Source organism: Aureimonas phyllosphaerae (assembly GCF_900113065.1).
Lineage (GTDB): Bacteria > Pseudomonadota > Alphaproteobacteria > Rhizobiales > Rhizobiaceae > Aureimonas > Aureimonas phyllosphaerae.
This window is the reverse complement of the sequence record NZ_FOOA01000005.1, coordinates 71634-85075: the sequence shown is the minus strand read 5'-3', so window position 1 is coordinate 85075 and position 13442 is coordinate 71634. Positions and strand designations below refer to the sequence as shown.

9 protein-coding genes are annotated in these 13442 nt (G+C 69.4%); 6 read left to right on the top strand and 3 right to left on the bottom strand.

Going from position 1 to position 13442, the window contains the following annotated elements; all coding sequences use genetic code 11:
* Positions 1 to 124: 124 nt before the first annotated feature.
* Both BM175_RS08725 and BM175_RS08720 read left to right on the top strand, forming a co-directional pair.
* A complete protein-coding gene (locus BM175_RS08725) occupies positions 125 to 955 on the top strand; it encodes a MipA/OmpV family protein (protein ID WP_090962350.1) in 831 nt (276 codons plus the stop codon).
* A gap of 276 nt (positions 956 to 1231) precedes the next feature.
* Positions 1232 to 3862 (top strand): transglycosylase domain-containing protein, encoded by a 2631-nt coding sequence (locus BM175_RS08720; RefSeq protein WP_090962085.1) that lies wholly within the window; start codon positions 1232 to 1234, stop codon positions 3860 to 3862.
* A gap of 63 nt (positions 3863 to 3925) precedes the next feature.
* On the opposite strand, the gene BM175_RS08715 is transcribed toward BM175_RS08720, so the two are convergent.
* The 3 genes from BM175_RS08715 to BM175_RS08705 are packed head-to-tail and all read right to left on the bottom strand — an operon-like array spanning position 3926 to position 6206.
* The gene (locus tag BM175_RS08715; protein ID WP_090962084.1) at positions 3926 to 4975 is read right to left on the bottom strand and encodes a DUF3618 domain-containing protein; all 1050 of its coding nucleotides are present in this window, start codon (positions 4973 to 4975) and stop codon (positions 3926 to 3928) included.
* Positions 4972 to 5367, bottom strand: a complete 396-nt coding sequence (locus BM175_RS08710; RefSeq protein ID WP_090962082.1) for a phage holin family protein — start codon at positions 5365 to 5367, stop codon at positions 4972 to 4974. The genes BM175_RS08715 and BM175_RS08710 overlap by 4 nt, the downstream gene beginning before the upstream one ends.
* Positions 5364 to 6206, bottom strand: coding sequence for a hypothetical protein (locus BM175_RS08705; protein ID WP_090962080.1), 843 nt, complete (start codon positions 6204 to 6206; stop codon positions 5364 to 5366). The genes BM175_RS08710 and BM175_RS08705 overlap by 4 nt, the downstream gene beginning before the upstream one ends.
* 213 nt (positions 6207 to 6419) lie before the next feature.
* Between BM175_RS08705 and dnaK the strand changes: the two genes are divergently transcribed.
* From dnaK to dnaJ, 4 genes are all read left to right on the top strand, one after another.
* Positions 6420 to 8564, top strand: coding sequence for a molecular chaperone DnaK (gene dnaK, locus BM175_RS08700; protein WP_280141094.1), 2145 nt, complete (start codon positions 6420 to 6422; stop codon positions 8562 to 8564).
* 169 nt (positions 8565 to 8733) lie between these two features.
* Positions 8734 to 10929, top strand: coding sequence for a methyl-accepting chemotaxis protein (locus BM175_RS08695; RefSeq protein ID WP_090962076.1), 2196 nt, complete (start codon positions 8734 to 8736; stop codon positions 10927 to 10929).
* A gap of 101 nt (positions 10930 to 11030) precedes the next feature.
* Complete coding sequence (locus BM175_RS08690) at positions 11031 to 12119, top strand: acyltransferase family protein (protein ID WP_090962075.1); 1089 nt, start codon at positions 11031 to 11033, stop codon at positions 12117 to 12119.
* A 178-nt stretch (positions 12120 to 12297) separates the two neighbouring features.
* On the top strand, positions 12298 to 13437 hold the full coding sequence (dnaJ, locus tag BM175_RS08685; RefSeq protein ID WP_280141101.1) for a molecular chaperone DnaJ: 1140 nt from the start codon (positions 12298 to 12300) through the stop codon (positions 13435 to 13437).
* Positions 13438 to 13442: the final 5 nt, after the last annotated feature.

The following is a 13442-nucleotide window of genomic DNA, read 5'->3' as shown; positions in this document are numbered from 1 at the left end:
ATGTGACCCACGGGCCACGCCGCCTCCGGGAAGTCGCAAGATCGAAAGGGAGACGATTGAAACCGCCCCCCTGGTGCGAAAGATGTCGGCCGAGGGCGCCCGTTGCGCCGCCGGAGTTCCCATCATGACGCATCGCCTCCTCGCCGGTCTTCTCGCCACCACCGTCCTCGCCGCCGCGCCGGCGCTCGCCGCCGACTACGAGACCGTCGACACGAGCGAGGTCGCGATCGTCAACAATGCCGACCTCATCATCGAGCTCGGCGCCGGCATCTCGACGCAGCCGGCCTACGAGGGCGCCGACGACTACGACATCTCCGGCTACCCGATCGTCTCGCTCCAGTATCTCAACATTCCCGGCCTCTTTGCGATCGGCTCGCCGGAGGAGAAGCAGGGCGGCCTTCGCATCGGCCCCTCGTTCCGCTTCATCGACAAGCGCAACGCCAACGACTACCCGGAGCTGAACGGCACGCTGGCGCTCGACCGCAGCTACCAGCTCGGCCTTCGCGCCGGCTACGAGTTCCCGGTCTACGACACGCTCAACATCGAGCTGTACGGCGAAGCGCGCTACGCGTTCAACGAGGGCGAGGGCTTCGTCGGCGGCGCCGGCATCGACTTCATCTCGCGCCCGACCGAGCAGTGGGAGTTCAAGCTCGGGCCGCGCACGACCTTCGCCGACTCGAACTACAACAGCACCTACTTCTCGGTGCGCCCGCTGGAATCGATCGCGTCCGGCGGGCGCCTCGCCGCCTATGATGCCGGCGGCGGCTTCAAGTCGGTCGGGGCGGCCGCCTCGGCGCGCTACGAGTTCCGCCCCGACTGGTTCCTCAACGCCAACGCCGCCTACGAGCGCATGGTCGGCGACGCCGCCGACTCGCCGATCGTCAAGGTCGGTTCGGAGGACCAGTTCTTCGCCGGGTTCGGCATCTCCAAGCGCTTCTCGATCGACCTGTTCTGATCACGGCGCCCGGTCGCGTCCTGTCACCCGCCCGGCCGTCCGGGCGGGTTTTTCGTGGCCGCGATCGGGGGCGGCGGATCGCCTTAACGGCCCGTCAGCCTTCGTTAACGCCCCGTTAAATCGCCGTATTTACTCTGCACGGCCACCCATGGGGACAGGCAGGGCGCACCCGTGCTTGCGGCTTTGGCAAGTTCAGCGCGCGTTCAGGCGCTGGGCCCCACGGGTTGCATGACATCGGCCTCGAACGGCGCCGGTCAAGACGAGGGGACAGTCGCGATGGCCGCGAGGCGCAAGGGCGAGCGAATCGAGCCGAGCTTCGGCGGATCGGGCGGTGGCGAGGACGAGATCCGCATCTCGCCCGACGACCGGGCCGTCGCCAGCACCGGCCGCCCGTCGCGCGGGCGCCAGATCGACGGCGAAGCGACGCGCCGGGTCAAGGACCTCGGATCGGGCGGTCGCGGCGGGCGTCGTGGCGCGGGCGGCGGGTCGGGCGGTGGCGGTGGCAACGACGAGGGCGGTCGCGGCTTCTTCGGCGGCCGGCCGCGGCGCCGGCGCTCCTTCGTCGGGCACCTCTTCCGCCTCTCCTTCCTGCTCGTCTTCTGGGGCGGCATCGCCGGCCTCGCGCTGATCGGCTACTTCGCGATCAAGCTGCCGCAGGAGGCCTGGGCGATCCCGGACCGGCCGCCCAACGTGAAGATCGTCTCGGTCTCGGGCGACCTCCTGGCCGACCGCGGCACGACCGGCGGCGAGGCCGTCGCGCTCGACCGCATCAGCCCCTACGTGCCGCAGGCGGTCATGGCGATCGAGGACCGGCGCTTCTATTCACACTGGGGCGTCGACCCGGTCGGCATCCTGCGCGCCTTCTCCGAGAACCTTGCGGCCGGCGACACCGTGCAGGGCGGCTCGACGCTGACGCAGCAGCTCGCCAAGAACATCTTCCTGACGCCGGACCAGACCCTCCAGCGCAAGATCCAGGAGGCGATCCTCTCCCTCTGGCTGGAGACCAAGTTCTCCAAGGACCAGATCCTGGAGATGTATCTCAACCGCGTCTACTTCGGCTCGGGCGCGACCGGCATCCAGGCGGCCGCGCGGCGCTACTTCGACAAGAACGCGGACGAGCTCAACCTCATCGAGTCGGCGACGCTCGCCGGCCTCCTGAAGGCGCCCTCGCGCCTGTCGCCGGCGCGCGACCCGGAGGCGGCGCGCGCGCGCGCCGGGGTCGTGCTGCAGGCCATGCTCGAGGAAGGCAAGATCACCAAGGCCGAGTTCGACGACGCGCTCGCCTCCAAGCCCACCAAGGCGAAGAGCTTCTGGACCGGCCCCGAGCACTACGCGGCCGACATGGTGATGCGCGACCTGCCGCTTCTCGTCGGCGGCGAGATCAAGGAGGACGTCGTGGTCGACACCACGATCGACCTCACGCTGGAGAAGGAAGCCCAGAAGGCGATCGCCGGCACGATCGACCGCGCGACGCAGAACGTCACGCAAGGGGCGCTCGTCTCGATCGACGGCACCGGCGCGATCCGCGCCATCGTCGGCGGGCGAGACTACGCCGCCTCGCAGTTCAACCGCGCCGTGGACGCCAAGCGCCAGCCGGGCTCGGCCTTCAAGCCCTTCGTCTACGAGACGGCGCTGGAATACGGCGTGCGGCCGGAGACGGTGATGAACGACGCGCCGGTCAAGATCGGCAACTGGTCGCCGTCCAACTACGACAACCGCTTCCGCGGTCCGGTGACGGTGGCGGACGCCCTGATGCGCTCGCTGAACACGATCGCCGCCCAGCTCACCGCGCAGGTCGGCCCCGCTGCGGTGATCGAGACGGCCAAGCGCATGGGCATCCAGTCGCCGCTCGTCGACAACGCCTCGCTGGCGCTCGGCACGTCGGAAGTCTCGCTTCTGGAGCTGACCGGCGCCTATGCGACATTCGCCAACGGCGGCTACCAGGCGACGCCGCACCTCGTGAACAAGGTGACGACGGTGTCCGGCAAGGTGCTCTACCAGCGCGACGACGCGGTGCCGCCGGTGATCGTCACCGCCGATATCGTCGGCATGATGAACGCGATGATGACGCGGGTCATCACCTCTGGCACCGGCCGGCGCGCCGCGCTGAAGGGCTGGCAGGCGGCCGGCAAGAGCGGCACCACGCAGGACTTCAAGGACGCCTGGTTCGTCGGCTTCACCGCCAACCTCACCACCGGCGTCTGGCTCGGCAACGACAACGGCAAGCCGATGCGCCAGGTGACCGGCGGTTCGCTGCCCGCGGACGCCTGGAAGGCGTTCATGACCGCCGCCCACGAGGGGCTGCCGGCGATGCCGCTGCCGGGCGACTACCGGATCGGCGAGCCCGGCAACCAGCCGATGGCATCGGGCTACGGCGACCGCATCATCGGCTACGACGCCGACGGCAACCCGGTCTACGAGAGCAACGAGTTGCCTGGGCCGGGCTTCGAGGGCGAGGCCTCGCAGCAGGCGACGGGCGACCTGCCGCCGGTGGCTGCGCCCGGCAGCGTCGTGCCCGGCCAGGACGGCTATGCCGAGCGGAGCCCGCGCCGCGAGCCACAATACGAGCCGCAGTACCGCTCGACGCCGGGCTATCGCGACCTGCCCACCGAGCCGGACTACGCGCGCCGACCGCCGCCGCGAGGCGAGGATCCTTATGGCGACGACGAGTACGGCGGTCCGCCGCCGGAATACGGCTACGGCGAGCCGGCCCGCATGCGCCCGCCGGCCGATATCGGTCCGCCGCGCACGGTGGGCCGCAACCAGCTGCCGCCCGATGCCGTGCTCGAAGGACCGGCGATCGCGGTGAGCCCCGACCAGCTGCCGCCCGACGCGGTGCTGGAGGGACCGGCTCCCGGCGGCCGAGCCAGCGACCGCTCGCTGTTCCGCGGCCTGTTCGGCGGATGACATGAAAAAGGGCCGCCGGCAGACGTGCCGGCGGCCCTTCCAATGTTCCGAAGTGTGCTGGCGTCAGGCCAGCCCTTCCTTCTTGGCCTCGTCGCGGGCGGTGCCGTAGGCGGCCTGCGCGACGGACGACACCTTCTGCGCGATCGTCTCGCCTTCGCCCGTCGGCTTCAGCCCCTTCGCCTCGGCTTCCGCGCTTCCCGCCTCGAAGGCCTTGGATGCGACCGTGCCGGCCTTGTCGAGCACGTCGCGCCCGGAATCGAGCGCTTGGTCGCGCAGCCGGTCGCGCGTTTGGCCGAGCCACTCGTCCTCGGTCCGCGTGGAGGGCAGCGCTGCGCCGATCGCCGCGCCAACCGCCAGGGCCACCGCGCCGAGCACCAGCGGCTCCTCATGCAGCGTATCGAGGAACGTGCGGCGCGCGCGCCGCCCGTAGTAGCTCGCGCTGTCGCCAGCATGCGACAGGCCGCGATAGGACGCTTCGCGCGCCCTGGCGGCAGCGTCGCGTGCGTCGTGCGACAGGCGCGAAGCGCTGTCGGAGGCGGAGGAGGCCGCATGCGAGATCGTATCGCCCGCCTTGCGGGCGGCATCACCGACGGCGCCCGCCGCGCTCGAGGCCGCCGAACCGACAGACGAGGCGGCGCCGGACACCGAGGACCCGATGCCCGAGGACGACGATCCGCTGCCGCCGGGATAGGGGCCGGAGGTCACGCCGCGCGTGCGATCCGCCTCGTAGCCGCTGTTGTAGCTCTCGAACCGGTTGTCACGGTCGTCGGCCGCCCAGCGGTCGGGGCTCCAGTCCCGATCGCCGCGGTCGAACGTGTCGTCGTATCTGTCGCGCAGGCGGCGGCCGGCGTCGCGCGCCGTGTCCTTGGCGCCCTGCCCCAGCATCAGCCAGGCGATGCCGGCGCCGACGAGGCCGAGTGCCAGCGGGTTGTCGCGCACCTGCCGGTTGAGGGTCCGCGCCATGTCGGCGCCCTGCCCTTCGCGCAGGTAGCCCATCGCCTCGTCGACGATCTGACCGGGCGACAGCTTGCCCTTCAGGCTTTCCAGCGTGGCGTCGAGGTTGGAGCGGCGCTCCTCGGCCTCGCGGGCGAGGCGATCGGTTTCCGTGCTCATCGCGTCTGCTCCTTCACGAGTTGGCCGTCCTTCTGCAACTGGCCGAGCGAGCGCTCGGGCGCGAGGTTCACGGCCTCAAGATTCTTCTTGCCGGCGGCGAGGAGAACGACGCCGATCACGGCGATCACGACGCCGACGAGAAGCGCTGCCCAGGCTGGATCCATGATCTTCCCAAGTGCCACCACGAGGGCCCCCGACAGGACGATCAGGGACACGAGGAGGCAGATCGCGCCGGCCACCAGCGAGCCGCCGGCCAGCTGGATCTGGGCGACCTTGTCGGAAATCTCCGCGCGGATAAGCTTGCCTTCGGTGCGAAAGAGCTCGGTGGTCTCGCGCAGGAGATCGCTGAGAAGGTCGGGGACCGAACGGCTTTGCTGCGGATCGACGCTCATGGACGCTCTCCCGTACCGGGGTTCGAGGAATGGGACAGGCCGGCCGTGTTGGATGAGCCGGATACGCCGGGCTGGTTGAGGGCGGAGGTCTGCGGCGCATCCTGCGGCGCGCGGTAGCCGGTCGCGTCGGCCTGCGACGAAGCGGCGGCGGTCGGGGTGGAGGTCAGACCGCTCGTCGCCGTTGAGCCCGACGCGCCCGGACGGTTCAGCGCGGCATCGGACGCCGACCCCCTGTCGTCGTGTCCCGACCGCTCGCCGAGCGGCGACGACGCGCCGGATCCGTACGAGTTGCCCTGAAAGCGGGAGCGGCTGTCGTCGCGGCGCCAGTCGTCGCCGGAGCGAGCGCCATGGCCGGTGTCCGAACCGAGCGGACCGGCATGGTCGCTCGATGCCCGAACGAAGCGTCCTAGGGCGACGCCGGCCAGCGCGGCTCCAAGGAGGAATGCCGTCGGCTGGCGCCGGGCGAAGTCGGCGACCGAACGGGTGATGTCCTGAACGCTCCGCCCATCAATCGCCTCGGCGGCCTGCTCCAGCCCGGACGCGGCCTGGCGGGCGAGGCCGGCGGCCATCGACTGGTCGCGCGCCCCGAGTTCCTCGGAGGCCTTGCGGATCGCGGCGGTGAAGTCGGACAGGCCGGAGGCGGCGGCCGCCTTGCCTTGCTCGACGCTGGCACTCGCGCGCTCGCGCATGCTGTCGCCGAGGCTCGCGCCCTCGCGGCGCAGCGTCTCGCCGGCGTGCGCCGCTGTGTCACGAATGGATTGGCCCTCGCGCCGGGCCGCGTCGGACAGGGTCTGGCGATCGGTCTCGGCTCGTGAGCCGGTCTGGAATGGATCGGACATGAGGTTCTCCCTACCTGAGGCCGAGGAACGACAGGATGGCGAGGACGACGACGATCAAGCCGATGAGGTAGATGATGCTGTTCATGGGCGGCCTCCTTTCGCGACGGCGATGGGGCGGCCGGGCAGGCATATGCGCCCCGACCGCTCAGGAAAGCCAACATTCACCCCGGCTGATGGTTTCTGCGACTTGCGGGTTAAACGGCTTAGCCACCTATGCTCCGTCGGCCCGCCGGGGGTCGGACGAAGCCGTGCGGTCGAGGTTCGAGACCGTCTTGCGCCCCCCAAAGCCCGTTCATATATAGCCCTCAGCCCGCCGGGGCGGCCGTTTTCGAGAGCCCCTCGGCGAACCGAAATCCCATCCAAGGTGCGGCCACGCGGAACGCCTCGATCGAGGGTCCGGGCCACACGCTCAATAAGGAGAGACAGACAATGGCGAAGGTGATCGGCATCGATCTCGGAACCACCAATTCCTGCGTCGCCGTTATGGACGGCAAGACCGCGAAGGTGATCGAGAACGCGGAAGGCGCGCGCACGACGCCTTCGATCGTCGCCTTCTCGAACGACGACGAGCGTCTCGTCGGCCAGCCGGCCAAGCGCCAGGCGGTGACGAACCCCGAGAACACGCTCTTCGCGGTGAAGCGCCTGATCGGCCGTCGCTACGACGACCCGACCGTCGCCAAGGACAAGGGCCTCGTCCCCTACAAGATCGTCAACGCCAACAACGGCGACGCCTGGGTCGAGGCGCACGGCGAGAAGTATTCGCCGAGCCAGGTCTCGGCCATGATCCTGCAGAAGATGAAGGAGACGGCGGAAGCCTATCTCGGCGAGAAGGTCGAGAAGGCCGTCATCACCGTTCCCGCCTACTTCAACGACGCCCAGCGCCAGGCGACCAAGGACGCCGGCAAGATCGCGGGCCTCGACGTCCTGCGCATCATCAACGAGCCGACGGCCGCGGCCCTTGCCTACGGCCTCGAGAAGAACGACGGCAAGACGATCGCGGTCTATGACCTTGGCGGCGGTACGTTCGACGTGTCGGTGCTCGAGATCGGCGACGGCGTCTTCGAGGTGAAATCGACCAACGGCGACACGTTCCTCGGCGGCGAGGACTTCGACATGCGCCTCGTCGACTACCTCGCGTCCGAGTTCAAGAAGGACCAGGGCATCGACCTGAAGAACGACAAGCTCGCCCTTCAGCGCCTGAAGGAAGCGGCCGAGAAGGCCAAGATCGAGCTGTCGTCCGCCTCGCAGACCGAGATCAACCTGCCGTTCATCACGGCGGACGCCTCCGGTCCGAAGCACCTGACGCTGAAGCTGACGCGCTCGAAGTTCGAGAGCCTCGTCGACGATCTCGTGCAGCGCACGGTCGGCCCGATGAAGGCCGCCCTCAAGGATGCCGGCCTCACCCAGTCCGACATCGACGAGGTGGTGCTGGTCGGCGGCATGACGCGCATGCCCAAGGTCCAGGAGGTCGTGAAGAACTTCTTCGGCAAGGAGCCGCACAAGGGCGTCAACCCGGACGAGGTCGTCGCCATGGGCGCTGCCATCCAGGCCGGCGTTCTCCAGGGCGACGTGAAGGACGTGCTCCTTCTCGACGTGACCCCGCTGTCGCTCGGCATCGAGACGCTCGGCGGCGTGTTCACGCGCCTCATCGACCGCAACACGACGATCCCGACCAAGAAGTCCCAAGTCTTCTCGACCGCCGAGGACGGCCAGAACGCCGTGACCATCCAGGTCTACCAGGGTGAGCGCGAGATGGCGGCCGACAACAAGTCGCTCGGCCGGTTCAACCTCGAGGGCATCCCGCCGGCACCGCGCGGCGTGCCGCAGATCGAGGTGACGTTCGACATCGACGCCAACGGCATCGTCAACGTGTCGGCCAAGGACAAGGGCACCAACAAGGAGCAGCGCATCACCATCCAGGCGTCGGGCGGCCTGTCGGACGCCGACATCGACAAGATGGTGAAGGAAGCCGAGGCCAATGCCGACGCCGACAAGAAGCGCCGCGCCGCGGTCGAGGCCAAGAACCAGGGCGAGAGCCTCGTCCACTCGGCCGAGAAGTCGCTCAAGGACTACGGCGACAAGGTGTCCGAGGCCGACCGCAAGGCGATCGAGGACGCGATCGCGGACCTGCGTGCCGAGCTCGACAAGGCCGACGCCGATGCCGACGCCATCAAGGCGAAGTCGGACAAGCTCGCCGAGGCCTCGATGAAGCTCGGTCAGGCCATGTACGAGGCGAGCCAGGCCGGCGAGGACGAGGTGGCCCAGCCGCATGCCTCGACCGCGCAGGGCGGTCGCGACGACGTGGTCGACGCGGACTTCGAGGAAGTGCAGGACGACGAGCGCAAGAAGTCGGCCTGATCGACCTCTCGAACGCTTCGAACGAAAGGCCCCGGCGGGATGCACCGCCGGGGCCTTTTTCATGCTGCCGTGCGGAACCTTTCGCCGTTTGGCGCCGCACAACGAAATTTTATAAGTCATCCTCCAGAGTCGTCGGCACCCGTCTCTGACATCTCGCCCCGAGGATGCCATGAAATCGCTGTCCAGTTCCCTGTCTGCCAAGCTGATCCTGGCTGCGGGAAGCGCGGTGACACTGGTCCTCGCAGGGGCCTTCACGCTGATCTCGATGAATTCGGCCGACCGGATCGAGGCGATGGCGCTGGACCGAGCGACCGCGGAGGCGCGCATCGTCGCCAACACGATCGGCATCGGCCTCGGTCAGGCGACGGCGGTGGGCAACGCGACGGCGGGTGCGATCGGCGCGATGCACGAGGCGGGCCTCAGGGATCGCGCCGCCTATGTCGCGCTTCTGAAGCCCGCGATCGGCTCCTACCCCAACCTCTTCGGCTCCTGGATGGCGGAAGCGCCGGGCGGCATCGACGGGACGAGCGATCCCGCGGCGGCCGGCTCCAACAAGGACGGCGCCTTCACCCCCTATTGGACCAAGGGCGCGAACGGCGGCGCCGAGTACAGCACCTTCACCGCGAAATACGACGCGGACTGGTACAAGGAGCCGGTGGCGCGCGGCAAAGGCTACCTGACCGCTCCCTATCTCTCCGAGACCGGCGTCCTCATGTCGTCGGCCGCCTATCCCGTCATGTCGGGCGGCAAGCTGATCGGCGTCGCGGGCATCGATGTCGGCATGCAGGAACTCGCCGCCTCGGTCTCGGCCCTGCAGCCCTTCAGCACCGGCCGGGTGTTTCTGGTCAGCGGCGACGGCAAGTGGCTGGTCGCGCCCGGTGCGGCCATGCGCACCAAGCCCTACGAGGACATCGGCGCAGCCGATCTCGCGAAGGCGGCCGCCGACGGCCAGCCGCGCGTTCTCGGAACGCTGGCCGACGGCACGACCCGCGTCGCCCTGCCGTTCCAGGTGCCGGGCTTCGATCTCACCTGGGCGACGCTGGTCGATGTTCCCGAAGCGGTCGTCGCCGGCCCAGTTCGCGAGGAGCGCCTTCTTCTGATCGGCGGCGGTCTTCTCGTCGTCGCCATCTCGCTCGGCGTCCTGGCCATGGCCTCGCACCGCGTGGTGCGCCGTCCGCTGCAGCGGCTCTTGGCGGGTGTCGAGGCTCTCAGCGCCGGCGACTACACGCGGCCCGTCGAGGGACAGGGCAGCCGCGACGAGGCGGGCGCGCTGGCGACTGCGCTCGAAGGCTTTCGCCACGAACTCGCCTCCGGCCGTCAGGCCGAGGCCGTCGCCGCGCAGGAGCGCGTGCGGGCCGAGACGACGCGCCGCGAGGGCGAGGAAGAACGTGCCCGCGCCGCGGCCGAGCAGGCCGATGTCGTGCGGCTCGTCGGCAGCGGCCTTGCCCGGCTGTCGGCCGGCGACCTGACCTGCCGCCTGTCGGGCCAGATCGGCGGCTCCTATGCCAAGCTCGCCGCCGATTTCGACGCGGCGGTCGGCCAGCTCCAGTCGACGATGCGGACAGTCTCCGGCATCGTCACCAGCATCGACGGCGGCACCGGCGAGATCAGCGCGGCCGCGCAGGAGATGGCGCGCCGGATCGAGGGCCAGGCGGCGAGCCTCGAGGAGACCTCGGCCGCGCTCGCCGACATCACGCTGCGCGTCAACGAGAGCGCGGGTCACGCCGTATCGGCATCCACGACGGTGAAGGGCGCCTGCGCCGCCGCGCAGGCCTCCGACGAGATCGTCACGCAGGCGATCGACGCCATGCGCGCGATCGAGGACTCCTCGTCGCGCATCGCCAAGATCATCGGCGTGATCGACGAGATCACCTTCCAGACCAACCTCCTCGCCCTCAATGCCGGTGTCGAGGCGGCGCGCGCCGGCGAGGCGGGACGCGGGTTCGCGGTGGTGGCGCAGGAGGTGCGCGGGCTCGCCCAGCGCTCGGCCGAGGCTGCCAAGGAGATCAAGGACCTCATCGCCCGCGCCTCGCACGAGGTCGAGGTCGGCGTGACCTTCGTCGAGCGGGCCGGCGCCTCGCTCCAGGGCATCGCCGCCAAGGTCCTGGAGATCGACGGCAAGGTCACGGCCATCGCGCAAGGGGCGGCCGAGCAGTCGACCGGCATCCGCGAGATCAACACGGCCGTCTCCCATATCGACCAGATCACCCAGCAGAACGCGGCGATGCTGGAAGAGGCGGCAGCCTCCAGCCAGGCGCTGCGGGGCGAGGCCGGAGATCTGCGCGATCTCGTCGCGCAGTTCGAGATCGGCGAGGAGGGGCCCCGCGCCTTCCACGGTCACGCGCCGGCCCGCCGGGCCGCCTGAACCAAGGCCGAGGGGCTCCCGCCCCCGTTCCGCCCCCCTGCCCCGCGTCGTCCTGGGACGAGCGGGGCTTTGCCGTCGCCCTGCCGCAGCGAGACCTGCCGATGCACTACCGGATCTTCGACTGCTGGCGCTTCTCCGCCGCGATCCTGGTGATGACCTATCACTTCATGTTCTTCGCGCCGGGCACGCACGCCGCGATCGCGACCGACGCCCTGCATCATCTCCTGCCGCTTCTCGACGCCTTCTTCATGATCTCCGGCTTCGTGATCGCCGCACGCTATGCGCCGCGCATGAACACGATGGGCGACTACCGACGCTTCCTGCGCCGGCGTCTCGCGCGCCTCTATCCCCTCCACTTCCTGACGCTTCTGTTCTTCGGCTCGATCGGCGCGGCCGGCGCGCTCGGCCTCGTCACGCTGCACGACCTGCCGCGCTGGAACATGGCGGACCTGCCGCTGCATGTCCTCGCGGTCCACGCCTGGGGCACGACGGACCGGCTTACCTTCAACTATCCGAGCTGGTCGGTCAGCGCCGAGTTCTTCTGCTACCTCCTGTTTCCGGCGGTCGTTCTCGTCTGGCGGCGCGCTGGCATCGCGGGCCTCGCCTTCCTCCTGTTCGGCTGGATCGCGGTGCTCGAGGTCTGGAGCTATGCCGGCGTCTTTCCGAGTGGGCACTGGACGAATGCCGACACGTTCGGCGCCTACCGCGCCTTTGCCGACTTCACGGCGGGCGCGCTCGCCGCCGCCCTCGTTGCGCGGCGCGCGCTCGCCGTCACCTCGCACATGCCGGGACTGCTTGCGCTCGCCGCCGCGCTCCTCACCATGGCGATCCCCGCGTTCGTCCACCTGACGCTCGCGCTCCTCTTCCTCGCCATCCTCCTGATCGGCCTGTCGGAGGGCGCGCGGCCCCGCTCCACCGAGCGGCTGGAGCCGGCGATGCCGCTCCTGCGCCTGTCCTTCGGCATCTACATCCTCCACGCGGCCTGCGAGATCGTGCTCCTGTCCTTCCTCTGGAAGCGGATCTTGGAGCCGCAGGAGATCATGAGCTTCTACGCCTTCCTGCCGGTCCCGATGCTGGCGACGATCGCGCTCGCCTTCCTGTCAGCGCGCTTCGTCGAGGGACCGCTCGGGCGCCGGCTGGCGGGTGAGCGTGGCGCGAAGCCCCGGCCGCCGACGCTCGCCTCGGCCTGAGGCCGCGACGGGTCCGCGCAAGCTCCATCCGCTTTTGCTGATCGCTGTCCTATGGTAACGCGGGCCCTCCACGCCTACATCGGGCCCGCGACGGAACTTCGCTGGACTTTCCGTCTCCACGTCATGACTGCACCGGACGGCTGGTCCGATGCGCACGAGAACGGTGATACGCTTGTCCGTGAAGGTCGATTACTACGAGATGCTCGGCGTCGTGAAGGGTTGCGACGACAAGACCCTGAAGGCCGCGTTCCGCAAGCTCGCCATGCAGTATCACCCGGACAAGAACCCGGGCGACGCCGCGGCTGAACTGAAGTTCAAGGAGATCGGCGAGGCCTACGAGGTCCTGAAGGATCCGCAGAAGCGCGCTGCCTACGACCGGTTCGGCCATGCCGTGTTCCAGAACGGCGGCGGTGCGGGCCGGGGCGACTTCGCCTCCTCGATGGCCGACATCTTCGACGACATCTTCGGCGAGATGATGGGCGGGCGCGGCGGCGCCGGCGGACGACGCCAGGGCGGCCAGTCGGGGCGTGAGCGCGGTTCCGACCTTCGCTACAACATGGAAATCAGCCTCGAGGAGGCTTTCACCGGCAAGACTGCCGAGATCGGTGTGCCGACCACCATCCAGTGCGACCAGTGCCACGGCACGGGCGCCAAGACGGGAACGGCGCCGAAAGCCTGCCCGACCTGCGGCGGTGTCGGGCGCGTGCGTGCTGCGCAAGGCTTCTTCTCGATCGAGCGCACCTGTCCCACCTGCCAGGGTCGCGGCGAGATCATCGCCGACCCCTGCGGCAAGTGCGGCGGCGACGGGCGCCTGCCGGAGGAGCGCAACCTCTCGGTCAACATCCCGGCCGGCATCGAGGACGGCACGCGCATCCGGCTGGCCGGCGAGGGCGAGGCGGGCCTGCGCGGCGGACCGGCGGGCGATCTCTACATCTTCCTGTCGGTGAAGCCGCACGAGTTCTTCCAGCGCGACGGCGCCGACCTCTTCTGCAAGGTGCCGATCTCGATGACGACGGCGGCGCTCGGCGGCTCGTTCGAGGTCACGACGCTCGACGGCGCCAAATCCCGCGTCAAGGTTCCCGAGGGCACGCAGTACGGCAAGCAGTTCCGCGTCAAGGGCAAGGGCATGCCGGTGCTTCGCTCGACGCAGACCGGCGATCTCTTCATCCAGATCTCGATCGAGACGCCCCAGAGCCTGTCGCGCCGCCAGCGCGAGCTCCTGCAGGAGTTCGAGGACATCTCCTCCTCCGAGAACTCGCCGCAGTCGACGGGCTTCTTCTCCCGGATGAAGGAATTCTTCGAGGGCCTCAGCGACTGAGGCAG

Bases quoted from the DNA above. Each gene is read 5' to 3' on its own strand.
- BM175_RS08725 (WP_090962350.1), top strand. From the start codon at position 125: ATGACGCATCGCCTCCTCGCCGGTCTTCTCGCCACCACCGTCCTCGCC.
- BM175_RS08720 (WP_090962085.1), top strand. From the start codon at position 1,232: ATGGCCGCGAGGCGCAAGGGCGAGCGAATCGAGCCGAGCTTCGGCGGA.
- BM175_RS08715 (WP_090962084.1), bottom strand. From the start codon at position 4,975: ATGAGCACGGAAACCGATCGCCTCGCCCGCGAGGCCGAGGAGCGCCGC.
- BM175_RS08710 (WP_090962082.1), bottom strand. From the start codon at position 5,367: ATGAGCGTCGATCCGCAGCAAAGCCGTTCGGTCCCCGACCTTCTCAGC.
- BM175_RS08705 (WP_090962080.1), bottom strand. From the start codon at position 6,206: ATGTCCGATCCATTCCAGACCGGCTCACGAGCCGAGACCGATCGCCAG.
- dnaK (WP_280141094.1), top strand. From the start codon at position 6,420: ATGCTCCGTCGGCCCGCCGGGGGTCGGACGAAGCCGTGCGGTCGAGGT.
- BM175_RS08695 (WP_090962076.1), top strand. From the start codon at position 8,734: ATGAAATCGCTGTCCAGTTCCCTGTCTGCCAAGCTGATCCTGGCTGCG.
- BM175_RS08690 (WP_090962075.1), top strand. From the start codon at position 11,031: ATGCACTACCGGATCTTCGACTGCTGGCGCTTCTCCGCCGCGATCCTG.